The organism is Actinomycetospora sp. C-140, from assembly GCF_054796175.1.
The window spans coordinates 54,969-78,421 of record NZ_JBTWNF010000021.1 but is presented as its reverse complement, the minus strand read 5'-3'; the positions used below and the strand labels follow the sequence as shown (position 1 = coordinate 78,421).

At 75.5% G+C, this 23,453-nt stretch carries 17 protein-coding genes; 5 read left to right on the top strand and 12 right to left on the bottom strand.

Annotation, left to right across the window (positions count from 1 at the left end):
• The first annotated feature begins 8 nt into the window (after nucleotides 1-8).
• Nucleotides 9-1,874: a Na+/H+ antiporter NhaA gene (gene nhaA, locus ACR9E3_RS27620; protein WP_460384025.1), complete on the top strand. Its 1,866-nt coding sequence runs from the start codon at nucleotides 9-11 to the stop codon at nucleotides 1,872-1,874.
• On the opposite strand, the gene ACR9E3_RS27615 is transcribed toward nhaA, so the two are convergent.
• The 6 genes from ACR9E3_RS27615 to ACR9E3_RS27590 form a co-directional block, all read right to left on the bottom strand.
• Complete coding sequence (locus tag ACR9E3_RS27615; RefSeq protein ID WP_460384024.1) at nucleotides 1,858-2,247, bottom strand: VOC family protein; 390 nt, start codon at nucleotides 2,245-2,247, stop codon at nucleotides 1,858-1,860. The two genes, nhaA and ACR9E3_RS27615, sit on opposite strands and share 17 nt — an antisense overlap.
• A 31-nt stretch (nucleotides 2,248-2,278) precedes the next feature.
• Nucleotides 2,279-3,139 (bottom strand): ferric reductase-like transmembrane domain-containing protein, encoded by an 861-nt coding sequence (locus ACR9E3_RS27610; protein WP_460384023.1) that lies wholly within the window; start codon nucleotides 3,137-3,139, stop codon nucleotides 2,279-2,281.
• Nucleotides 3,140-3,152: 13 nt separating this feature from the next.
• Nucleotides 3,153-3,332, bottom strand: a complete 180-nt coding sequence (locus ACR9E3_RS27605) for a hypothetical protein (protein ID WP_460384022.1) — start codon at nucleotides 3,330-3,332, stop codon at nucleotides 3,153-3,155.
• Between the two features lie 142 nt (nucleotides 3,333-3,474).
• Nucleotides 3,475-4,272: an alpha/beta fold hydrolase gene (locus ACR9E3_RS27600; protein WP_460384021.1), complete on the bottom strand. Its 798-nt coding sequence runs from the start codon at nucleotides 4,270-4,272 to the stop codon at nucleotides 3,475-3,477.
• Between the two features lie 106 nt (nucleotides 4,273-4,378).
• Nucleotides 4,379-5,419 (bottom strand): aldo/keto reductase, encoded by a 1,041-nt coding sequence (locus ACR9E3_RS27595; RefSeq protein ID WP_460384019.1) that lies wholly within the window; start codon nucleotides 5,417-5,419, stop codon nucleotides 4,379-4,381.
• 92 nt (nucleotides 5,420-5,511) lie between these two features.
• Nucleotides 5,512-6,258 (bottom strand): hypothetical protein, encoded by a 747-nt coding sequence (locus ACR9E3_RS27590; RefSeq protein WP_460384018.1) that lies wholly within the window; start codon nucleotides 6,256-6,258, stop codon nucleotides 5,512-5,514.
• Nucleotides 6,259-6,413: 155 nt separating this feature from the next.
• Here ACR9E3_RS27590 and ACR9E3_RS27585 point away from each other — a divergent pair, with 155 nt between their 5' ends.
• Together ACR9E3_RS27585 and ACR9E3_RS27580 are read left to right on the top strand one after the other, a co-directional pair.
• Complete coding sequence (locus ACR9E3_RS27585; protein WP_460384016.1) at nucleotides 6,414-8,525, top strand: sensor histidine kinase; 2,112 nt, start codon at nucleotides 6,414-6,416, stop codon at nucleotides 8,523-8,525.
• Nucleotides 8,522-9,178, top strand: a complete 657-nt coding sequence (locus ACR9E3_RS27580; protein ID WP_460384014.1) for a response regulator transcription factor — start codon at nucleotides 8,522-8,524, stop codon at nucleotides 9,176-9,178. The genes ACR9E3_RS27585 and ACR9E3_RS27580 overlap by 4 nt, the downstream gene beginning before the upstream one ends.
• Here the strand turns inward: ACR9E3_RS27580 and ACR9E3_RS27575 are convergent.
• A complete protein-coding gene (locus tag ACR9E3_RS27575) occupies nucleotides 9,175-14,280 on the bottom strand; it encodes a SpoIIE family protein phosphatase (RefSeq protein ID WP_460384012.1) in 5,106 nt (1,701 codons plus the stop codon). The genes ACR9E3_RS27580 and ACR9E3_RS27575 overlap by 4 nt on opposite strands.
• 87 nt (nucleotides 14,281-14,367) lie before the next feature.
• Between ACR9E3_RS27575 and treZ the strand changes: the two genes are divergently transcribed.
• Nucleotides 14,368-16,089, top strand: coding sequence for a malto-oligosyltrehalose trehalohydrolase (gene treZ / locus ACR9E3_RS27570; protein WP_460384010.1), 1,722 nt, complete (start codon nucleotides 14,368-14,370; stop codon nucleotides 16,087-16,089).
• Nucleotides 16,090-16,134: 45 nt separating this feature from the next.
• Here treZ and ACR9E3_RS27565 read toward each other — a convergent pair whose 3' ends face one another.
• The 3 genes from ACR9E3_RS27565 to ACR9E3_RS27555 are packed head-to-tail and all read right to left on the bottom strand — an operon-like array spanning nucleotide 16,135 to nucleotide 17,692.
• A complete protein-coding gene (locus tag ACR9E3_RS27565; protein ID WP_460384009.1) occupies nucleotides 16,135-16,758 on the bottom strand; it encodes a protein-L-isoaspartate(D-aspartate) O-methyltransferase in 624 nt (207 codons plus the stop codon).
• The gene (locus tag ACR9E3_RS27560) at nucleotides 16,755-17,273 is read right to left on the bottom strand and encodes an STM3941 family protein (protein ID WP_460384008.1); all 519 of its coding nucleotides are present in this window, start codon (nucleotides 17,271-17,273) and stop codon (nucleotides 16,755-16,757) included. Before ACR9E3_RS27560 ends, ACR9E3_RS27565 begins: the two co-directional genes overlap by 4 nt.
• Nucleotides 17,270-17,692, bottom strand: coding sequence for a CoA-binding protein (locus tag ACR9E3_RS27555; RefSeq protein WP_460384007.1), 423 nt, complete (start codon nucleotides 17,690-17,692; stop codon nucleotides 17,270-17,272). The genes ACR9E3_RS27560 and ACR9E3_RS27555 overlap by 4 nt, the downstream gene beginning before the upstream one ends.
• 110 nt (nucleotides 17,693-17,802) lie before the next feature.
• Here ACR9E3_RS27555 and ACR9E3_RS27550 point away from each other — a divergent pair, with 110 nt between their 5' ends.
• On the top strand, nucleotides 17,803-20,757 hold the full coding sequence (locus ACR9E3_RS27550; RefSeq protein ID WP_460384006.1) for an FAD-binding and (Fe-S)-binding domain-containing protein: 2,955 nt from the start codon (nucleotides 17,803-17,805) through the stop codon (nucleotides 20,755-20,757).
• Between the two features lie 71 nt (nucleotides 20,758-20,828).
• On the opposite strand, the gene ACR9E3_RS27545 is transcribed toward ACR9E3_RS27550, so the two are convergent.
• Both ACR9E3_RS27545 and pyk read right to left on the bottom strand, forming a co-directional pair.
• The gene (locus tag ACR9E3_RS27545) at nucleotides 20,829-22,016 is read right to left on the bottom strand and encodes a MalY/PatB family protein (RefSeq protein ID WP_460384005.1); all 1,188 of its coding nucleotides are present in this window, start codon (nucleotides 22,014-22,016) and stop codon (nucleotides 20,829-20,831) included.
• 11 nt (nucleotides 22,017-22,027) lie between these two features.
• The gene (gene pyk / locus ACR9E3_RS27540) at nucleotides 22,028-23,446 is read right to left on the bottom strand and encodes a pyruvate kinase (RefSeq protein WP_460384004.1); all 1,419 of its coding nucleotides are present in this window, start codon (nucleotides 23,444-23,446) and stop codon (nucleotides 22,028-22,030) included.
• Nucleotides 23,447-23,453: the final 7 nt, after the last annotated feature.

Here is a 23,453-nt window from a genome sequence, read left to right as displayed (position 1 = left end):
ATCCAGGCATGGCCGACGTGACGGACAGCCGTCCCCCTTGGCACGGCGTCCTCGAGCGGATCGCGGCGGCCCGCAAGGGTGACGCGAGCGAGTCGCTCGCCGCGGTGTTCGTGCTCGGCGCGACGGTCCTCGCGCTGGTCTGGGCGAACTCGCCGTGGGCGTGGACCTACGACGCGTTCTGGCACACGCCGCTCGGGATCTCGGTCGGCGGGGCGTCGATCGACCTCGACCTCCAGCACTGGGTCAACGACGGGCTCATGGCGCTGTTCTTCTTCGTCATCGGGCTGGAGGTCAAGCGCGAGTTCGCGCTGGGCGAGCTGCGGGACCGGTCGAAGGCCGCGGTCCCGCTCGCGGCCGCGCTGGCCGGGCTCGCCCTGCCCGCGGTGCTGTTCCTGCTGCTCAACCCGTCGGGCGAGGCGGCGGCGGCCTGGGGCGTGGTGATCTCGACGGACACGGCGTTCCTGCTCGGCGCGCTCGCGGTGGTCGGGCCGGGGCGCGCCGAGCGTCTGCGGATCTTCCTGCTGACGCTCGCCGTCGCCGACGACGTGGGCGCGCTGGCGATCATCGCCCTCGTCTACACCGAGGAGGTGCACGTCGTCCCGCTGATCGTGGGGGTCGGCGGGCTCCTGCTCATCTGGCAGCTGCGCCGGCTGCGGGTGTGGCGCGGTGGCGGGTACCTCGTCGTCTCGCTGGTGACCTGGGTGGCGTTCTACGAGTCCGGGGTGCACGCGACGCTGGCCGGGGTGCTGATCGCCCTGCTGCTGCCCGTCTACCCGCCCAAGCGCCACGAGGTGGAACGGGCGGCGGCGCTGGCCCGCGCGTTCCGCCAGTCGCCCAACCCGGAGTACGCGCGCAGCGCCCGGCTGGGGCTCGAGCGGGCGGTGTCGGTCAACGAGCGCCTCATGCGGCTCTGGCAGCCGTACACCGCGTTCATCATCGTGCCGGTGTTCGCCCTGGCCAACGCGGGCGTCCCCCTGACCGGCGAGGTCCTGCGCGCAGCCGCGACCTCACCGCTGACCTGGGGCATCGTGCTCGGCCTCGTCGTCGGCAAGTTCGTGGGGATCACCGGTGCGACGGCGGTCCTGGTGCGGCTGCGTCCCGGCAGCCTCGCCCCCGGGCTGACGATGCCGCAGGTCGCGGGCGGCGCGGCGCTCTCCGGCATCGGCTTCACGATCTCGCTGTTCATCGTCGACCTGGCGCTGCCCGACCCGCTGCTCGCCGACGAGGCCCGCGTCGGGGTCCTGCTCGCCTCCGTGGTCGCGCTGGCGCTCGGCGCCGCGGTGTTCCGGGCCGGCCGGTCCTCGCTGCCCGAGGAGCCCTCCCACGACCTGCTCCGCGCGGTGGACCCGCGCCGCGACCACGTCCGCGGGCCGGTCGACGCGCCCCTGACGATCGTCGAGTACGGCGACTTCGAGTGCCCGTTCTGCGGCAAGGCCACCGGCAACATCCGCCAGGTCCGCGAGCACTTCGGCGACGGGATGCGCTACGTGTTCCGCCACTTCCCGCTCTCCGACACCCATCCGCACGCCCGGCTGGCCGCCGAGGTCGCCGAGGCGGCCGCGGAGCAGGGCCGGTTCTGGGAGGTCCACGACACGTTCTTCGCGCACGCCGACGCCCTCGAGCGCGACGACCTCCTGGGCTACTGCGCCGACCTCGGCCTGGACCTCGACCGCATCGAGGACGACCTGCGCGACGGCGACGCCGCGAACCGCGTCACCGACGACGAGATCGACGCCCGCAGCAGCGACCTGCCCGGGACGCCGACGTTCTACCTCGGCGTCGGCGACGAGGTGCCGCAGCGCCACATCGGGCCCTACGACGCCGCGACGCTGATCGCCGCGCTCGAGCGGATGCGGGTCAGCTCTTCTCGCTGAGCAGCTGGACGAGGTTGCCCTGGGTGTCGTCGAGGACGGCGACGACGGCCGGGCCGATGTCGGTCGGCGGCTGGGTGAACGTGACGCCCAGCCCGGTCAGGCGCTCGTACTCGGCGGCGACGTCGTCGACGGCGAACTGGGCCTGCGGGATGCCGTCGGCCACGAGCGCGTCCCGGTAGGGCTTGACCGCCGGGTGGCCGGCGGGCTCGAGGAGCAGCTCGGGGCCGTCGGGGTCCTCCGGCGACGCGACGGTCAGCCAGGAGTCGTCGCCGAGGGGGATGTCGTGGCGCTTCGTGAAGCCCAGGACGTCGGTGTAGAAGGCCAGCGCGGCGCGCTGGTCGTCGACGAACAGGCTGGTCAGGCGGATTCTCATGCGGTGTCCTTCCCGGGCGGTCGGGTCGGGGTCAGCGTTGTCGGGGTCGGGGCGGCAGGGCGACGGTCGGCGCTTCGGGACCGCCGAGGGCCTCGGTGCGGGCGTCGGGGTCCGGCCCGGGTTCCGGGTCCTCCCGGGCCGCGTGACGTCCCGGGGACGCCGGGCGCGGGACGACGCGCATCTCCCGGACCGCGGGCCGGGGTGCCGGGGGGTCCGGGGTGGGGTCCGGGGCGGGCTGCGGAACGGCTCCTGGGCCGGGCTCCTCGACCCGGACGACCGGCTGGGAGCCGGTGGCGTGGTCCGCGGCGCGCTGCGCCTCGGCCGGATCCGTGCGGCCGCGCTCGGCGAGCGGGAGCGCGGCGCGGCGGCGGGCGGTGCGCCGGTAGAGCAGCGCCCACACGACGAGACCGAGCGCGAGCACGGGGACCAGCAGCGTCCACCACGTGCCGCCGCGGAACGAGGCGTTGGCGACGGCGTGCGCGATCGCCACCGGGAAGCACACGTACGACGTCCAGTGCACGACGAGCCAGGCGCGCTTGGACAGGTACCGCCGCAGGCTCGAGGAGATCACCACCGCGAGCAGCAGGTCGAGCGCCACGGCGCCGAGCGCGGCGGGGACCGGGTTGTAGAGCGCGGTGCCGGGCACGAGGACGTCGAACCACCGCAGCGGCAGGTACGGCGAGATCAGCACGGTGACGACGTGGAGCGCGACGAACACCACGGTGATCAGCGCGAGGTTGCGGTGCAGGGCCACGAGCACGAAGCGCGGCAGGGCCTGCCCGGCGAGCCGGCTCAGCGAGGTGTTGTGCAGCGCGCCGAGGGCGAGGACCACGCCCATGAGCAGGAGGGCGACGAGGCCGAGCGCCCGCGAGACGTTCCAGAGCTCGATCATCGACGGCCGGCGCTCAGCGGTACTCGGCCGTGCTGACCCGCGGGACGTCGGCGGCGGTCGACGTCTCGGAGATCCCCGCGTGCAGCGCCACCACCAGCACCGCGGCGCCGACGGTGATCCACGCGGTCAGCTCGACGATCGTGCGCTTGTTCTGCTCGTGCTGGGCGGCCTTCGCGCTGCGGCGGCTGGGCACCGGCGTCTCCCTCCGTCCGCTCCAGGATGGACGATCGCGGAGTGTGACCCGGGTCAGGGGTCGGCGTGACACGCCGCCCGGCCGCCGGGAGCGGTTACTGGCTGGTACCGCTCGCCTGGCGAGCGATACCAGCCAGTAGCCGTCACGGGAGGTGGCGCGCGAGGACCTCGCCGACCATCGCCGGCGCGGTCTGGAGCGCGGCGTGCCCCTGCCCCGGCAGCTCGACGACCTCGGCGTCGGTCAGCGTCGCCGCGACCGCCTCCGTCGAGGCCCGCAGGTGCCCGGGGCTCTCCTCGCCGAGCAGCATGAGGGTGCGCAGTCCGACGCCGCGCAGGACGTCCGTGCCGAGCGGCATGCGCAGCAGCTCGCGCCCTTCGCGCGGCCAGGCCCGGACGTTGACCAGCCGCTCTGCCCAGGACGGCGCCCGCTTCATGCCCTCCACGGCCTGCGCCGGCATCCCCACCAGCTGCGTCAGCCCGATCTCCACGGCACCCTCGGCGTCGCCGGCGGCCAGGCGGGCGTCCATCGCGTCGAGGATCGGCGTGTCGTCCGGGCGGCCCGGCAGGGGCCACGGGGGCTCGTACACGACGAGGGACGCCGCCGGGAGGTCGAGCGTGGCCGCGCCGAGGAGGCACAGCGCGCCGGACGAGTGCGCGGCGAAGACGGCCTCGCCGTCGAACCACCGGGCGAGGGCGTGGAGGTCCTCGTACTCCCGCTCGAAGGAGTAGGGCTCCGTGTCCCCGGAGTCGCCCTTGCCGCGCCGGTCGGCGAGCCAGACCGCGTACCGGCCGTCCAGCGCGGCGGCGGCCTCCGCCCAGATGCGGCGCCCGTTCGTACCGCCCGGCACGGTGACCATCGGGCGCGGCCCCTCGGTGACCTGTTCGAGCGCGATGGGCGTGCCGTCGGGTGACGTGACGTGGTGCAGCGATGGTGCGGACATGAGGACCCCCCGGTCGGCGACTGGTGTGCCGCAGTGTGCGGCTTCCGGCCGCGGAGGGACCAGGGTCGGTGCTCCCGGGTCGGCCGGGAGCACCGTCCCGGGCGCGTCAGCCCAGCAGCGTCGCGTCGGCGGGCGAGAGCCGGTCGGTGATCGTGTTCTGCTGGTGCCAGTAGGGGTAGAGCAGCGGCGTCGCGCTGACCTCGTCGAGGCGGCGGACCTCGTCGTCGGTGAGCGCGAGCTCGGCCGCGGCGAGGTTGTCGGTCAGCTGCTCCTCGGTGCGGGCACCGATCACCAGCGAGGTGACCCCCGGCTTGCGCAGCAGCCACGCGTTCGCGACCTGCGCGACCGAGACGCCGTGGGCGTCGCCGATCTCCGCGGCGACCTCGATGATGTCGTAGAGACGCTCCCGGTCGTGCACCGGCGGCTCGGACCACTCGCCGAGGTGCCGCGAGGTCGCCGGGTCGTCCTGGCCGCGGCGGAACTTGCCCGAGAGCAGGCCACCCGCGATCGGGCTCCAGACGAGGATGCCGAGGCCCTGGTCGATCGAGACCGGCACCAGCTCGTTCTCGGCCTCGCGCGCCTGCAGCGTGTAGTGGATCTGCTGGGAGACGAAGGGCTGGTAGGACTCGCGCTCGGCGACCCCGAGCGCCTTCATGATGTGCCAGGCCGAGTAGTTCGAGCAGCCGATGTAGCGGATCTTGCCCTTGCTGACCAGCGTGTCGAGGGCCTCGAGCGTCTCCTCCAGCGGCGTGACGCCGTCCCAGCCGTGCAGCTGGTAGAGGTCGATGTGCTGGGCGTCCAGCCGGCGCAGGCTGTCCTCGACGCTGCGCACGATGTGCTGCCGCGACGCGCCGGCGTCGTTGGGGTCGTCGCTCATCGGGAAGCGGCACTTGGTGGCGAGCAGCAGGTCGTCGCGGTGGTTCTTCGTCGCCTGCCCGACGATCTCCTCCGACGCGCCGGCGGAGTACATGTCCGCGGTGTCGACGAGGTTCACGCCGTGGTCGACACAGAGGTCGATCTGCCGGGTCGCGCCCTCGACGTCGGTGTCGCCGAGGGAGGCGAACCCGCCCTTGCCGCCGAAGGTCATCGTGCCCATCGTCATCGTCGAGACCTTCAGCCCCGACCGTCCGAGTGTGCGGTACTCCATGCCCGTCGAGTGCCCGCGTCCGCACGAGCCGGAACGTGACGTGAGCGGAGGGCCCCCTCGCTCGAGGGGACCCTCCGCCCGGATCGGCGGGGTCAGCGGCGCGTCAGCTCCGGGCGCACGGCCAGCAGGACGCCGAGGACGGTGTAGCCGACGAGGAAGTGCACGCCGGCGACGACCGAGCCCACGGCCTGGCCGAAGATCATCATGGACGGCACCGCGACGAGGACCCAGGTCTCGGCGACCACGGGCCACGCCCGCAGCGCGCCCCGCCAGCGGCCGGCGACGGCCACCTTGATGCCGAGCACCGCCATGCCGAGCATCGACAGCGGCCAGAAGGGGTCGAGCACCGTGGCGACGGTGCCCCACTCACCGCCCAGCGACGGCAGCGTGGTGAACGACTGGACCGTCGCGATCCCGAGGACCACCGACTCCACGACGATCATGGCGCGGGCGAGGCGCGTGGTGCCGGTGGCGCCCGTGCGCCACATCGCGGCGAGCAGGCAGAACACCCCGAGCTGGAACGCGATGCCGGTGGCGTCGATGAGGAAAGCGCCGGTCCCGCTCTCCGCGGTGCCGAAGAGCATGAAGGTGACCCCGTAGACCGCGGCGCCGACGGCCAGGCCGGCGCCGAGGGCGCGCAGGGTCCCCGAGCCCGAGCCGGCGGGGACGGGGGCGGTCGCGACCGGGGCGGTCGGCGCGGCGGCGTCGGTGCGGACGCGGGCGGGGGTGGTGCGGACGGTCGTCATGGCGGGCTCCCGGGTGAAGTGGTCGGTGACGGGGCGGGTGCCGATCGGGCGGCGCGTGCGGTGGTGACGGGCGGGGTGCTCGGTCGGCGGCATGGCGAGAACCCTGCGGCGCCGCCGTCCCGGGTGGGCAGGGCCGCGCGCCCCGTCCCGCGTCCCGGCGATGTCCCGGGGATCCGGGACACGGGACGGGACCTCGACGGGACCGCGCGAGCGGGACAACCCGGGCCCCGACCTGGGACGATCACCGTGTGCGACCCGTAGCCGAGGACAGCGCGCGCCCCGCCGCGCCCCCGGCCGAGAACCCCGGACCCGACGCCCCCACACCCGACGCGCCCGACTCCCCCGGCCGGCGCCGCGACGCCGCCCTCGCGCTGATCGCGCTCCTCGGGCTGGCCGTGGCGGCGGCGATCGTCGTGCTGGCGGTGCGCCACCGCGACGTGGTCGTCGGCCCGGACGAGGGCGGCGGCATCGTCGAGGTCCTGGCCGGTCCCGTCCTGCTCGCCGCGGGCCTGCTGGTCCTGCGCGGGGCGGACCGGCGCGGGCGTCCCGTCGGCGTCGTCCTCACGGTGGCGGGGCTGGGCTGGCTCGTCTCGGGGCTGGCCGCGCAGTGGATCGTCGAGGGCCTGTACGAGACGCCGGGCGCGCCCGGCACCTCGCTCGCCTACGCGGTCAGCGCGCGGTACGGGGCGTTCCTGCTGCTCGTGCTGCCCCTGGTGCTGATGCTCTTCCCCGACGGGCGCCTGCCCCGGGGCCGGATCGGGCGCCCTGTCGCGCTGGCGAGCCTCGCCGGCACGGCGCTGCTGCCGCTGACCCTGCTCGTCGTGCCCTCGACGGTGGTCGAGGCGCGCAGCGGGGTGCCGTTCACCCCGCGGGTCGCGGCGCTCGACCTCGACCCCCACTCGATCCCGCTGCCGATCTGGCCCGCGGTGCTCGACCTCGCGTTCGCCCTGCTCCCGCTCGGCATGGTGGTGCCGTTCGTGGTGGTCGCCGTGCGCTACCGCCGGGCGGGCGGCCGGGCCCGGCTGCAGCTGCGGTGGCTGGTGTGGGCAGGGATCGTCGACGTCCTGGTCATCGGGTTCGCGCTCCTGCTCCCGGAGCCGTGGCCGTCGGTCGCGCTGCTGGTCGCGATCACGGTGACGTGCGCGGCGATCGTGGTCGCCGTCGTCCGCGAGCGCCTCTGGGACGTCGACCGGCTGCTGCCGACCACGATCGTCGCCGTCGCGCTCGGCCTGCTCGTGCTCCTCGTCGACGGGCTCGTGCTGCTCGTCGCCGGCGCCGCGTTCGGCGGGCGCGACTCGGCGCTGGTGGCCGTGGCCGTGGTGGCCGTGCTCTACACCCCGCTGCGCGGGCGGCTCTGGCGCGCGGCGCGCCGTCTCACCCGCGGGTCCCGCGACGACCCGTACGCCGCCGTCGCCACGCTCGCCGGCGCCCTCGAGAGCGCGGCGGCGCCCGGCGACCAGCTCGCCGCGCTGGCGCGCTCGGTGGCCGAGGCGTTCCGCCTGCCCTACGTCCGCGTCGAGATCGACCGCGCCGACGGGGCGCGGGCGGTCGTCGAGCACGGGCACACCGACCGGCCCACCGTCGACCTCCCGATCCGCTACCGCGACGAGACGATCGGGCGGGTCGCCGTGGCCGAGGGGCGCCGGCTCTCCGAGTCCGAGCAGCGCCTGCTCGGCGACCTCCTGCGGCAGGCGGCCGGGGCCGCCCGCGCCGGGGCGCTCTCGGCGTCGCTGCAGCAGACCCGCGCCGACCTCGTCACCGCCCGGGAGGAGGAGCGGCGACGCCTGCGCCGCGACCTGCACGACAGCCTCGGGCCCGGCCTCGGCGCGGTGACACTGCGGATCGAGACCGCCCGCGGGCTCGCCGACCGCGACCCGCAGCGGGCCGACGCCGCCCTCGCGCAGGCGGTCTCCGACGTCGGCGCGCTGCTCGCCGACGTGCGCCGCCTCGTGCACGACCTGCGCCCGCCCGCCCTCGACGAGCTCGGCCTCGCCGGCGCGCTGCGGGCCCAGGCCCGGCGCCTGTCCGGCGACGGGCTGGAGATCACCGTCGGCGGCGAGCCCGGCGAGCTGCCCGCGGCCGTCGAGGTCGCCGCGTTCCGGATCGCCTCCGAGGCGATGACCAACGTCGTCCGCCACGCCGCGGCGACCCGTGCGTCGGTCACCCTTGAGCACGACCCGGCCCGCCTCGTCGTCACCGTGACCGACGACGGGCGCGGGATCCCCGCCGACGTCGTGGCCGGGGTGGGCACCCTGTCGCTGCGCGAGCGCGCCGCCGAGCTGGGCGGGCGCGCCGCCGTCGCGTGCCCGCCCGACGGCGGCACCGTCGTCACCGCCGACCTCCCCCTGGAGCCCCCGTGACCACCCCGATCCGGGTCGTGCTGGCCGACGACCACCCGGTCTACCTCGACGGGCTGGCCGGGCTGCTGGCGACGGTCGACGGGCTCGAGGTGGTCGGCACGGCCACCGACGGTGCCGCGGCGGTGGAGACCGTGGGCTCCCTGCGGCCCGACGTCGTCGTCATGGACGTCCAGATGCCGGTGCTCGACGGGATCACCGCGACCCGGCGCATCGTCGACGCCGACCCCGGCACCGGGGTGGTCGTGCTGACGATGAGCGAGGAGGACGAGACCGTCTTCGCCGCCCTGCGCGCCGGCGCCCGGGGCTACCTGCTCAAGGGCGCCACGAAGGACGAGATCGTCCGCGCGGTGACCGCCGTGGCCGAGGGCGACGCGATCTTCGGGCCCGCGCTGGCCCGGCGCGTCACCGAGTTCCTCGCCCCGCGCCGCGGCGGGGTCGACGTCTTCCCCGAGCTGACCTCCCGCGAGCGCGAGGTGCTCGACCTCGTCGCCGCGGGCCGGGCCAACCCGCAGATCGCCGCCGCGCTCTTCCTGTCGCCCAAGACCGTCCGCAACGTCGTGTCGGCGATCTTCACCAAGCTCCACGTCGCCGACCGGGCCGAGGCGATCGTGCGCGCCCGCGAGGCCGGGATGGGCCGGCGCCCGACCAGCTAGGGGATCATCCGCCCGCCGGTCGGCAGCGCGACCTCGAGGACCCGCGCCGGTGCACTGCCGGGCGTGGTGCGCACGTCGGCGGAGCCGCCCCGGCCCCGCACCGCCTGGAGCGCCTCCAGGACCAGACCGACCCCGGCGCTCGCCAGGTAGCCGACGCCGCGCAGGTCGATCTCGAGGTGCGCCACGGCACCGAGCGGGCCGAGCACCTCGTCCCGGTGCGCGGCGACCGCGGCGAGGTCGAGGTCCCCGTGCAGCACGAGCCGGCACCGGTCGTCGTCGTCGGTGACGGTCACGCTCATCGGCGTCCCCGCGGCGGGGGCCTCCGGCGCGGGCGCCGGTCCCTCCGTCGCCGGCTCTGTGTCCTTGGTCGGGTCCTCCGCGGGCACCACGCGGAAGCGCACCTCGGTGCCGCCCTCGGGACGCGGTGTCACGCTCGTGTCGCGGGTGAGGTTTCGGACGATCGTCAGGCCGCGTCCGCGGTAGCCCGGGTCGCTCGGCACCGGCCGCCAGGTGCCGCGGTCGCGCACGACCGCCTCGGCGGCGCCGTCGGCCGCGCGGGCGACGCGCACCTCGACCGCTCCGGTCCCGTCGGTGTCGCGGTACGCGTGCTCGACGGCGTTGGTGGCGGCCTCGCCGAGCGCGAGCTGCAGGTCCTCGTAGGCGATCTCCGGCAGGGCAGCGGCGCGCGCCCACCGGGAGACCCGCCGGCGCAGCAGGGCGAGCGAGTCGGGCCGGGCGGGCAGGTCCAGCTCCAGCGGCGGCGGGGACAGCCGGGCGACGACGAGGGCGACGTCGTCGTCGCGGGTGTGTAGCTCGCGCAGCAGCGCCCCGGCCAGGGGTTCGGGAGCGGCCGCGCGTTGCCGCTCGGCGGCCTCGGCGAGGCGCGCGTACCCCTCGTCGAGCGACTCGCCCCGGCGCTCGACCAGGCCGTCGGTGTAGAGCAGCAGCACCGCGCCGGCGCCGAGCGTCGTGACGGCCTCGCCGTGGTCGCGGTGCCCGGGCGGCAGGCCGAGCAGCGGCCCGTGCCCGGCGGGGTCGTCGAGGTAGCGCACCGGGCCGCCGTCGGCCTCGACGAGCAGCGCGGGCAGGTGCCCGGCCCGGGCCCAGCGCAGCTCGCCGGTGTGCGTGTCGAGCGTCAGGCACATGGCCGTCGAGGCGCGCGAGCCCGGGATGCGCGCGGTCAGGCCGTCCAGCAGGCCGAGGGCCTCGGCGGGGCCGTGCCCCGCGAGCAGGTAGCCCGACAGCGCCGTCCGCAGCTGTCCCATGACCGCCGCCGCGGCCGTGCCCTGCCCGACGACGTCGCCGACGGCGAGGGCCACGCGGTGCTCGTCGATCTCGACGACGTCGTACCAGTCGCCGCCGGCCTGCGTGCCGACCGCGCCGGGCAGGTAGCGCACGGCGAGCCCGAGACGGTCGAGCGCGGGCAGGGCCTGGGGCAGCAGGCTGCGCTGGAGCGTGTCGGCGATCTGGTGCTCGCCGCGGAAGAGGCGTGCCCGGTCGAGGGCGATCGCGCACGGCTCGGCGAGCGCCTCCAGCGTGATCCGCTCGGTGCGCGAGACGCGGCCGCGGTCGGTCAGGCCGACCCCGACCGCCCCGACCGTCGTCCCCGCGGCCACCAGCGGCAGCGCCATCGACCCGAGCACCCCGATCTCGCGCATCAGGGCCCGCAGCTCCGGGGTCCCGGCGTCGGGGCCGCCCGCGCCGCCGACCAGCCAGAGCGGCGCCCCGGTGCGGACCGCCGTCCCCACCATCGTCACCGGCTCCCGCTCGCCGACCACCGGGGGATCCACGTTGCGCGCCGCGAGCGGGGTGAGCGTGCCCGCTCGCCGGTCGTACTCGAACACCGCGACGTAGGCGGTGGCACCGAAGAGCGCCCCGAGGTGCTCGACGGTCACCTCGGCCACCTCGGTGGGGGTCGCCGCCGCCGACAGCTCCCCGGTGGCGCGCTGCAGCAGCGACAGCCGCTCGGCGACCGCCCGCTCCTCGGCCAGCAGCAACGCGTTGTCCAGCGCCAGGGCGGCGCGGGCCGCGACGTCGGCGACGAGCTCGCGGTCCTCCGTAGTCCAGCCCGGGTCCCCGGGCGCCCGCTCGAGCGAGAGCACGGCCACGGGCCGGTCGCGCACCGTCAGCGGCAGCGCGAGGACGCCGCCGGTGGTCACCGCGCGGCGCCGGTGCAGCGCCTCCTGCTCCGGGGCGCCGACGCTGTCGGCCGGCACCGTGGCGAGGGCACCACCGGCCGCCCGGTCCGCCACCTGCCCCTCGCCCGGACGGCCCTCCTCGTCGACGGGCCGGGCCACGACCCGCGCGGCGACGCGGACCTCGGCGAGCAGCGCGGCGAGACGCCCGAGACGCGCGGCTACCTCCGGCGCGCCGTCGAGCTCGGCGCCGATCCGGGCGAGCAGCCGCTGTCGTTCGGCGTCGAGGGCCCGCGCGTTGACGTCGATCCCGGTGCCGACCCAGCCGGTCGTGCCGAACTCGCCGGGGAGCGGGACGGCCTGCTCCACCACGCGGTGGTACTCGCCGTCGGCCCGCCGCAGCCGGTACTCGACCTCCCAGCCGCGGCCCCCGGCCATCGCCGCCGCGGTGACCTCGCGGTGGTGGTCGCGGTCGTCGGGGTGCAGCGAGACCCGCCAGCCGTCGCCGCGCTCCGCCTCGTCACTGCGGCCGGTGTAGCGCCGCCACCCGGCGTTGTGGAACGTCCGGCGCCCGTCCGGGCCGGCCGCCCAGATCATCGCCGGCGCCAGGTCGGCCATCGCGGTGAACCGGGCCTCCGCGCGCCGGCGGGCGCGGCCGAGCTGCAGGTGGGCGTCGACGCGGGCCAGCAGCTCGGGGGCGGCGAAGGGCTTGACCAGGTAGTCGTCGGCCTGGGCGGCGAGCCCCTCGACGGCGGCGTCCTCCCCCGCCCGGGCCGAGAGCAGCAGCACCGGGACCCGGGCGGTGCGCTCGTCGGCGCGCAGGGCGGCGAGCAGGGCGAGCCCGTCGCGACCCGGCATCATGACGTCGGAGACGACGAGGTCGGGCGGGTCGGCGAGCGCCGAGTCCAGCGCCTCGTCGCCGTCGACCACGAGGCGCACGTCGTGGCGCGGCACGAGCAGACGGTGCAGGTAGGACCGCATGTCGGCGTTGTCGTCGGCCACCAGCACGCGGCCGCGGACCGCGGCGGGCCGCGCGGTCTCCTGGGTCTCGTCGGTCTCCTCGGTCTCCTCGGTCTCCTCCGTCTCCTCGGCCTGCTCGTCGGCGGGCCGGGCGTCACCTGGCAGCCAGCCCAGCGCCTCGGACACGAAGGACTCGGCGTCCGCCGACGCCCCGCCGGGCGGCTCGTCGCCCCCGCCGCCGGTCCGGGCCGGGACCTCGGCGCCCGCCGCGAAGGGGAGGCTCACGGTCATCGTCGTCCCGACGCCGGGTGCGCTCTCCGCGCCGACCTCCCCCGCGTGCAGGGCGACGAGCTCGCGCACGAGGGCCAGCCCGATGCCGCTGCCCTCGCCCGAGCGCGCCCCCGTGCTCGGCACGCGGTGGAAGCGCTCGAACAGGCGCGGCACCTGGTCGGCGGGCACCCCGACGCCGGTGTCGGCGATCCGCAGCACCGCCGCGGGCTCCCCCGCCGCGTCCTGCCCGGCCTCCACCCGCACCGAGACCCGGCCCGCCGTCGTGAACTTCAGCGCGTTCGACAGCAGGTTGAGGACGACCTTCTCCCAGGCGTCGCGGTCGAGCATCACCGGGCGGCCCAGCGGCGGGGTGTCCACGGTGTAGTCCAGCCCGGCGCGCGCCATCGCGGACTCGAAGAGGGCGGCCAGCTCGCCGGTGGCCGGCCCGAGGTCGACCGGGACCCGGTGCGACTCGCGGCGGCCCGCCTCGAGCCGGGAGAAGTCGAGCAGGCTGGTGACGAGCCGGCCGAGGCGCCGACCGTTGCGGTGGACCACCTCGAGCTCGGCGCGCCAGCGTTCCGGCTCGACGTCGGCGTCACCCAGCAGCTCCTCGACCGGACCCATGATCAGGGTGAGCGGTGTCCGGAACTCGTGGCTGACGTTGGAGAAGAAGTCGGTCTTCGCGCGGTCGAGCTCCGCGAGCGCCTCCGCCCGGCGGCTCTCGGCCTCGTACCCCCCGGCGTTGGCCAGGCCCGCCGTGATCTGGCCGCCCAGGAGCTGCAGGAAGCTGTCGGTGCGCTCGTCGTGGCGCCGGTGCGGGTTCAGGCCGACGACGAGGGCGCCCGCGACGTCGCGAGCCTGGTCGTCACCCGCCCCCGGGATCGTCGCCAGCGGCACGAGCACCGCCTCGGTGGGCGGCCGGTCCCAGGCCCCGCGGGGCAGGTCCCCGCCGCAGCGGGCACGCAGGTCGCCCACGATCGTCGGCTTGCCCACCTGGAGGTCCGTCAGCGGCCACGGTCCGGCGTGGGGCTCGACGACCTCGGGCGCGACGGGGCTGCCGGGGACGGCGCCGGCGCTCGCGGCGAGGCGGAACTCCCCGCCGGTCTCGTCGACCAGGTACACCAGCCCGAACGGCACGTCGCGGGCGTTGTCGGCGAGCGTGTGCTCCACCGCGGCGAGCACGTCGGACCGCGAGCGCGCGCTGCCCGTCGCCGTCGCGAGGTCCCGCAGGGTGGCCATCCGCCGGTCGCCGATGACGCGGTCGGTGTTCTCCGTGACCACGCAGAGCATGCCGCGCACGGTGCCGTCGACGTCGGCGAGCGGGCTGTAGGAGAACGTGTGGTACGTCTCCTCCGGGTAGCCGCTGCGCTCGAGGAACAGCAGGAGGTCCTCGTCCCAGGTCGCGGTGCCGGTGTCGAGCACCGACGCGATGCGGGGCCCGGCCGCGTCCCAGACCTCGCTCCACACCTCGCGTGCCGGGCGGCCCAGCGCCCAGGGGTGCTTCGACTGCAGCGTGTCGCGCCAGTAGGCGTCGTTGTAGAAGACGGTGAGCTCGGGGCCCCAGGCCATCCACATGGAGAACCGCGAGGTCAGCAGCATCTGCACGACCGTCCGCAGGGGCGTGGGCCACTGCTCGGGCTCGCCGAGCGGGGTCGCGGCCCAGTCGACCGCCGCCATGTCCGCGCCGACACGCCCGCCGCCCGCGAACAGGGCGTCGGGCGGGCGTCCCGTCCCCATAGGCGCTCCCCTGCACGACGTGTCTGTCTCATCATCGCGGGCAGGTGGCGCGCATGCCCAGGCGGCCCGGTGGGAACGATCGGACCCGTGGCACACGAGTTCGCGGTGTGGGCCCCCGACAGCACGTCGGTGGGCCTGGTCCTGGACGACCGGACCGAGGAGATGGCCGGCGGGCCGGACGGCTGGTGGCGCGTGACGGTGCCGGACGCCGGTCCGGGCACGGACTACGCGTTCTCCCTCGACGGCGGCGACCCGCTGCCCGACCCCCGCTCGCGCTGGCAGCCCCACGGGGTGCACGCCGCCTCGCGTCTCGTCGACGTCGAGCCCTCCCCCGCCGACGCCGCCTGGACCGGGCGCGCCCTGCCGGGCTCGGTGATCTACGAGATGCACGTCGGCACGTTCACCCCGGGCGGCACGTTCGCCGACGCCGAGGAGCGGCTCGACCACCTCGTCGAGCTCGGCGTCGACTTCGTCGAGGTCCTGCCGGTCAACGCCTTCGACGGGACGCGGGGCTGGGGCTACGACGGCGTGCTCTGGTATGCGGTGACCGAGAACTACGGCGGTCCCGCGGCGTTCCGCCGGTTCGTCGACGCGTGCCACGCCCGGGGCCTCGGCGTCGTGCTCGACGTCGTCTACAACCACCTCGGCCCGTCGGGCGCCTACCTCGACCGGTTCGGGCCCTACTTCCTCGGCGAGAACGTCTGGGGGCCGTCGCTGAACCTCGACGGCCCGGGCTCGGACACCGTGCGGGCCTACATCCTCGACAACGTCACGATGTGGCTGCGCGACTACGGCGTCGACGCCCTGCGCCTCGACGCCGTGCACGCCCTGCGCGACGCCCGGGCGACACACCTGCTCGAGGAGATGGCCGACCACGTCGCGTCGCTGTCGGCGCACCTGCGCCGCCCGCTGACGCTCATCGCCGAGTCCGACCTCAACGACCCGCGCCTCATCACCTCGCGGGAGGCCGGCGGGTACGGGCTCGACGCGCAGTGGTGCGACGACATCCACCACGCCCTGCACTCCGCGCTCACCGGCGAGACGCAGGGGTACTACGCCGACTTCGGCGCGTTCTCGGCGCTCGCCGAGGTCCTGCACCACCCCTTCCACCACGCCGGCACCTGGTCGACGTTCCGCGGCCGCACCCACGGCCGGCCCGTCGACCTGCTGCGCACGCCCGGGCACCGGTTCCTCGCCTACCTGCAGGACCACGACCAGGTCGGCAACCGCGCGGCGGGCGACCGCCTGTCCGCGACGGTCTCGCCGGGCCTGCTCGCGTGCGGCGCGGCGCTGGTGTTCTGCTCGCCCTACACGCCGATGATCTTCATGGGCGAGGAGTGGGGCGCCGGGACGCCGTGGGCGTTCTTCGTCGGCTTCTCCGACCCGGACCTGCAGGCCGCGGTGCGCGAGGGGCGCACGAAGGAGTTCGCCGAGCACGGCTGGGGCGCCGCCGACGTGCCCGACCCGACGGCCCTGGCGACCTTCGAGGCGTCGCGCCTGGACTGGTCCGAGCCGTCGCGCGAGCCGCACGCCGCGTTGCTCGAGGTCTACCGGACGCTGATCGCCCTGCGCCGCGCGCAGCCCGAGCTGACCGACCCGCACCTCGACCCGGTGCGCGTCGACCACGACGCCGACGCCCGCACCCTCGTGGTGCACCGCGGCACGCTGCGCCTGGCGGTGAACCTGGGCGGGGCGCCGGCGACGCTGCCGGTGGCGGCGTCGGAGGTGCTCTACGCCCCGGCCGGCGTCGACACCGCCCCCACCGCCCTGACCCTTCCCGCGGAGTCGTTCGCCCTCGTCCGTACGTGAGCGAACTTCGGGGCTATAGCCCCGAAGTTCGCTCACGGACGCGGATCAGAGCAACGGGACGAACGAGACGGGCATGAGGTGCTCGGTGCGGCCGTCGCGGCGCATCCGGACGAGGTCGCCGCGGCGGCCGTGACCGACCGGGCACACGAGGACGCCGTCGTCGGTCAGCTGCTCGAGCAGCGCGGCGGGCACCTCGCCCTCGGCCATGGCGGCCACCGAGACGGCGTCGAACGGTGCGCGGTCGGGGGCGCCCTCGCGGCCGTCGCCGTGGCGGACCTCGACGTTCCCGTAGCCCGTCGCGGCGAGCGCGGCGCGGGCGCCGGCGGCGAGCGAGGGGTGGTACTCGATCGTCACCACCTCGCGGGCGAGCCGGGACAGCACCGCCGCGGCGTACCCGCTGCCCGCGCCGACCTCGAGCACGCGCTCGGTGCCGGTGAGCCCCAGCGCCGCCGCCATCGCGGCCACCATCGCCGGCGCGGAGATCGTCTGCCCGCACGAGATCGGTAGCGGGCCCGCCCCGTAGGCGTCGCGGGCCCGGTGTGCGGGGACGAACCGGTGGCGCGGCACCTCGGCCATCACCGCGAGGACCCGCTCGTCGTCGATGCCGCGCCGCCGCAGCTCGCCGACCATCGCGGCCCGGCGCCGTTCGTGGCCCACGGCCGGTGTCACACGGCGTCCGGCCGCAGACGCTCGAGGTCGTCGGCGAGCTCCTGCGCCGGCACCGGCAGGACCGTCGGCGGCAGGACCACGGGGCTGCCGAGCCGCCCGGCCTGCGCGCGGCCCACCTTCGCCCGCGCGGGCGTGGTGCGGGCGAGGACGGCCTCCGGGTCGCGGACGCCGATCACGAGCATCGCCCCGCCGCGCGCGGGCAGCACGTCGACCGACCCGACCTCCGACCAGGGCAGGAACCCGGCGGCGACGACCGACCCGCCGTCGTCGACGCCCTCGGGCGTGACCACCAGCAGGGGCTTGCCGCGCACCAGGCGCCGGGCCCCGGTGCCCGCGCTCACCGCGCCGAAGAACGCCAGCACGATCCCCATGACGACGACACCGCCGCTCGCGCCGGTGGCCAGCAGCCACAGCCCGGCGGCCAGGACGATCAGCCCCGTCACCAGGGTCATCACCGGCACGGCGCGCGGGGCCTGGACCACCACACGGCCCGGCTCGCGGACGACCGCGCTCATGCACACCACCTCCGGTGGTCGGTCCGCAGGTCCCGGTCGGCGACGGCCGCGATGCCCGCCCGGTGGGCGCGGGCGATCGTCCGGGCCGTCACGTTCCCGTCGGCCACCCCCGTCGGCAGCCAGACGGCCCCGCCCCCGACGCCGGCGACCTCGTCGACCACGGCGTCCCACGCGTCCGGCGCCCGGCAGACCACGACGAGGTCGGGCGGCGGGACGTCGGCGAGCATCGGGGCGCACAGCCGCCCGAGTGTCTCGACGACGTGCGGGTTGACGAGGTCGACCGTCCACGCGGTGCGGTCGAGCAGGTAGGCCGCGAGCCGGAAGCTGGGCCGGTTGAACCGGTCGCTGACCCCCAGCACCGCGACGCGCTCGACCGTCGCCAGCAGCGCGCCGACCGCGGCGTCGTCGGTCCCCGTCACTCCCCCATCCTCCCGCACCTGACGTGAGCGGTTCCCGACCCCGTGACGCAGGAAAGTGCTCACATCGGCGAGAACTTGCACGGCCCCGCGGGGGCGCCCAGAGTCGTCCGGTGGCCACGGTCGACCTGCCCTCACCCCGCACTCGCGCGCCGGCCCCCGAGGAGGCCCTGGAGCGGGCGTTGGCCGACCGGGTGGACGGCGAGATCCGGTTCGACGCCGGCTCCCGCGCCACGTACGCCGTCGACGCCTCGAACTACCGCCAGGTCCCGATCGGCGTCGTCGTCCCGTGCTCGATCGACGCCGGGGTCGAGGCGCTGGCCGTCTGCCGCGAGCACGACGTCCCCGTCCTGTCCCGTGGCGGCGGCACGAGCCTCGCCGGGCAGTGCTGCAACGCCGCGGTGGTGATCGACTGGTCGAAGTACTGCACGCGCCTCGTCGCCGTCGACGAGCAGGAGCGCACCTGCGTCGTCGAGCCCGGGATCAAGCTCGACGACCTCAACGCGGCGCTGCCCGGCCGGCTGATCTACGGGCCGAAGCCCGCGACGCACGTCAGCTGCACCCTCGGCGGCATGATCGGCAACAACTCCTGCGGCTCGACCGCGCAGGTGTTCGGCAAGGTCGCCGACAACGTCCGCCGCCTGGAGATCCTCACCCATGACGGGCTGCGGATGTGGGTCGGCCCGACGACGGCCGCCGAGTACGACGCGATCCAGGACGCGGGCGGGCGCCGTGCCGAGATCTACCGCGGTCTGCGGGCGATCGCGCAGGACAACGCCGCCCTCGTCGCCGATCGCTTCCCCGACATCCCGCGACGGGTCTCGGGCTACAACCTCGACGACCTGCTGCCCGGCCCGGACGCCGACGGCCACGGCTTCGACGTCGCCAAGGCGCTGGTCGGCACCGAGTCGACGCTGGTCACGGTGCTGCACGCCGAGCTCGACCTCGTCACCGAGGCCCGGCACACCGCGCTCGTCGTGCTCGGGTTCGACGACGTGGTGGCGGCCGCGCGGTGCGTCCCGGCGATCCTGCCGCACGCCCCGCACTTCCTGGAGTGCATCGACCGCGTCATCGTCGAGTTCGAGCGCGCCCGCGGCTTCCACCAGGACGCGATGGCGGCGATGCCCGCCGGTCACAGCTGGCTGATGGTGCAGATCCGCGACGAGGAGCCCGCGCGGGTCACCGAGCGCACGCAGGCCCTGACCGACGCGCTGCGGGAGCACGGGCCGTCGATCCTCACCGTCACCGACCCCGCCCAGCAGGCCGAGCTCTTCGCGATCCGGGAGTCCGCGCTGCCGGTCTCGGCGCGCGACCCGCTCACCGGCCGCGACAACTACGAGGGCTGGGAGGACGCGGCGCTGCCCACCGACCGGCTCGCCGACTACCTGGCCGAGTGGGTGGCGCTGCTCGACGAGTACGGGTTCAGCGAGGGCACCGCGATCTACGGCCACTTCGGGCACGGCTGCATCCACACCCGTATCCCGTTCGACCTCGGCTCCACCGCGGGTATCGCGGTCTACCGCACCTTCATGGAGCGCTCCGCGGACCTGTGCGTGAAGTACGGCGGGTCGCTCTCCGGCGAGCACGGCGACGGCCAGTCGCGCGGCGAGCTGCTGGAGCGGATGTACGGCCCGGAGCTGGTGCGCGCGTTCGAGTCCGTGAAGGCCCTGTTCGACCCGCGGAACCGGATGAACCCCGGCAAGGTCGTGCACCCGTACCGCCTCGACGAGCACCTGCACGTCGGCGCCGACTACGCCCCCCACGACCCGGCCTCGGCGTTCTCCTATCCCTCCGACGACGGCCGCTTCACCCGCGCCGTCGAGCGCTGCATCGGCGTCGGGCGGTGCCGGCGCTCCGACGGGGACGTGATGTGCCCCTCGTACCGAGCGACCGGCGAGGAGCACCACTCCACGCGGGGCCGGTCGCGACTGCTCTGGGAGATGCTGCGCGGCCACGCCGACTCGCCGATCCGCGACGGCTGGCGCTCGACCGAGGTCCGCGACGCCCTGGACCTCTGCCTGGCGTGCAAGGGCTGCCTGTCCGACTGCCCGGTCAACGTCGACATGGCGACGTACAAGGCGGAGTTCCTGCACCACCACCACGCGGGCCGGCCGTGGACGCGGCCCCGCTCGCACCTGTCGATGGGCTGGCTGCCCGCGCTCGCCCGGGTCGCGTCACCGGTCGCGCGGCTGGTGAACCGGGTGACGTCGTCGCGGGCGGCGCCCCTGCTCAAGCGCCTCGGCGGCATCGACGAGCGCCGCGGCATCCCGGCGTTCGCCACGCCGCGGTTCTCGCACTGGTACCGCGCCCGCGGCCCCCGTGGCGCGGGGACGCGCGGCGAGGTGCTGCTGTGGCCGGACACGTTCACCGAGTTCCTCCACCCCCGCGCCGGGGCCGACGCGGTCCGCGTCCTCGAGGCGGCGGGCTTCCGCGTGCGTCTGCCCGAGCGGGAGCTGTGCTGCGGGCTGACGTGGGTGACCACCGGCCAGCTCGACGTCGCCGCGCGGGTGCTCGGGCGCACGCTCGACGCGCTCGCCCCCGCGGTCCGCGCCGGCATGCCGATCGTGGGGCTGGAGCCCAGCTGCACGGCGGTGCTCACCGACGACGCGGTGAACCTGCTGCCCGGTCCGCGCGCCGACGCCATCGCCGCGGCGACGACGACGCTGGGCCGACTGCTCGCGGAGCGCGCCCCGGACTGGTCGCCGCCGGGTCTGGAGGGCCGGGACGTGATCGTCCAGCAGCACTGCCACCAGCACGCGACCGGGGGCTACGGCGCCGAGACCGCGGTGCTGCGGCGAGCGGGCGCCGAGGTCGAGGTGCTCGACTCCGGGTGCTGCGGGCTGGCGGGCAACTTCGGCTTCGAGCAGGGGCACTACGAGGTGTCGGTCGCGTGCGCCGAGCACGTGCTGCTGCCCCGGGTGCGGGCGGCGTCCCCCGGCACCGCCGTGATCGCCGACGGCTTCTCCTGCCGCACCCAGATCGACCAGCTCTCCGAGCGCCGCGGCGACCACCTGGCCTCCCTGCTCGCCTCCGGCCTCCCCGACGAGCCCCTCCCCTGGCCCACGTGAGCAGTTGGCGCCCCCATGAGGGCGCCGACTGCTCACGTACCCGGCGGCCCCCATGTGAGCGAACTTTGGGCCTATAGCACCGAAGTTCGCTCACGTAGGGCGGTGCGGAGGCGGTCGAGGGCCTCGGCGAGGACGGGGCGGGACATGGCGAGGTTGAGGCGCATGCCGCCGCGGCCGGCCTCCCCGCAGGCGGCGCCGTCGGTGAGGACGACGCCGGCCTCGCGCGCCAGGAACGCCGACGGCGGCTCGTCGAGGTCCAGCCCGCGGCCGTCGAGCCAGGCGAGATAGGTGCCCTCGGGGACGGTGACGCCGAGGCCGGGCAGGTCGGCGCCGGCCAGCAGCGCCCGGTTGCCGTCGAGGTAGGTCAGCACGTCGTCGAGCCAGTCGCGGGAGTCCCGGTAGGCCGCCGTGGTCGCGAGCACGCCCGGCGTGGCGGTGCCGTGCTCGGCGAGGTACCCGGTCGCGGTCCAGTGCTCGGCGTCGGCGGCGTTCGACAGCACCACCTGCCCGCACTTGAGCCCCGGGGTGTTCCACGCCTTGGACGCCGAGGTCGCCGTCACCGTGTGCGCGGCCGCCGCGTCCGAGGACGCCGCGTACGGGCGGTGCCGGTGCCCGTCGAACGTCAGCGGCGCGTGGATCTCGTCGGCGAACACCCGCGCCCCGTGCCGCTCGACGACCCCGGTGACCGCCGCGAACTCGGCGTCGTCGAACACCCTCCCGCTGGGGTTGTGCGGGTTGGTCAGCACGAGGAGCCCCGCACCCGCGGCGAGGGCGCGGTCGATGCCCTCGAGGTCGAGCACGAAGCGGTCGCCGTCGCGGGACATCGGGACCTGCACGAGCTCGCGGTCGACCATGGCCGGCACGGTCAGGAACGGCATGTACGCCGGGGTCGGCAGCACGATCGGGCTGCCGGGCCGGGTGAAGTGCCGGACCGTGGCGGTGAACGCGGTGAGGACGTCGGGCACCGGGCGCACCCACGCCGGGTCGGGCGCCCAGGAGAACCGATCGCCCCAGAAGGACGAGCAGGCCGCGGCCATGTCGTCGACCCACGCGTCGGGCAGGTAGCCGAGCAGCGACGCGTCCGCCGAGCGCCGCACCGCCTCGGCCACGGCGTCGGCCACCGGGTAGTCCATCTCGGCGACGAACGCGCCGATCAGGCCCCGCCCGTGGGACTGCCCGGGCGTCGACCACTTCCAGCTCCCGGCGGCCCGCATGTGCTCGGCGGTCAGGGCGTCGAAGCGGTGTCCCGTCGTCGTCATCGGCGGCGAAACTATCGGGCGTCCTCACCGATCTTGTGCACCCGCAGCAGGTTGGTCTTGCCCACGGTGCCGGGCGGCGACCCGGAGACGATCACGACGAGCTCGCCGGCGCCGAACCGGCCGATCTCGAGCAGCGACGCGTCGACCTGGCGGATCATGGCGTCGGTGGTGTCGGCCCACGGCACGAGGAAGGTCTCGACGCCCCAGCTCAGCGCCAGCTGGCTGCGCACCTCGGGCACCGGGGTGAACGCGAGCACCGGCAGCCGGGTGTGCAGGCGGGCCAGGCGCCGCACGGTGTCGCCGGTGCGGGTGAACGCGACGAGCGCACGCGCGTTGAGGCGCTCGCCGATGTCCCGCGCGGCCGTGGTGACCACGCCGCGCTGGGTGCGCGGCACGTGCTGGATCGGCGGCACCGACGCCGGCCCGACCTCCACGGCGGCGACGATGCGCGACATCGTCTGGACCGTCTCGATCGGGTAGTCGCCGACGCTGGTCTCGCCGGAGAGCATCACCGCGTCCGCGCCGTCGAGCACGGCGTTGGCGACGTCGGAGGCCTCGGCGCGGGTCGGGCGGAAGCTGTGGATCATCGACTCGAGCATCTGCGTGGCGACGACCACCGGCTTGGCGTTCTCGCGCGCGATCTGCACCGCGCGCTTCTGCACCAGCGGCACGTCCTCGAGCGCGAGCTCCACGCCCAGGTCGCCGCGCGCGACCATGATCGCGTCGAAGGCGAGCACGATCGCCTCGAGCGCGTCGACGGCCTCGGGCTTCTCGAGCTTGGCGATCACCGGCAGCCGCGCGCCGTACTCGTCCATGATCTTGTGGACGAGCTCGGCGTCGGCCGGCGACCGCACGAACGACAGCGCGATCATGTCGACGCGCAGGCCGAGCGCGAAGCGCAGGTCGGCCTCGTCCTTGTCGCTCATCGCGGGCACCGACACGGCGGTGTTCGGCAGCGAGATGCCCTTGTGGTCGGACACCCGCCCGCCCTCGATCACGCGGGCGACGACGTCGCGGCCCTCGACGGCGGTGACCTCGAGGGCGACGTTGCCGTCGTCCACCAGCAACGACTCGCCGGGACGGCAGTCGTCGGCGAGGCCCGAGTACGTGGTGGAGACGCGGTCGTGGGTACCCGCGACGTCCTCGGTGGTGATGCGCACGGTCTCGCCCGCCGCCCACATCTGGGGGCCGTCGACGAAGGTCCCGAGGCGGATCTTCGGGCCCTGGAGGTCGGCGAGGATGCCCACCGCCCGGCCCTCGGCGTCGGCCGCCTCGCGCACGCGCAGGTAGGTCCGTTCGTGGTCGGCGTGGGTGCCGTGGCTGAAGTTGAGCCGGGCGACGTCCATGCCGGCGCGGACGAGGTCACGGATGGCCTCGGGTGAGGACGTCGCAGGCCCCAGCGTGCACACGATCTTGGCTCGTCGGCTCACGGCCCCA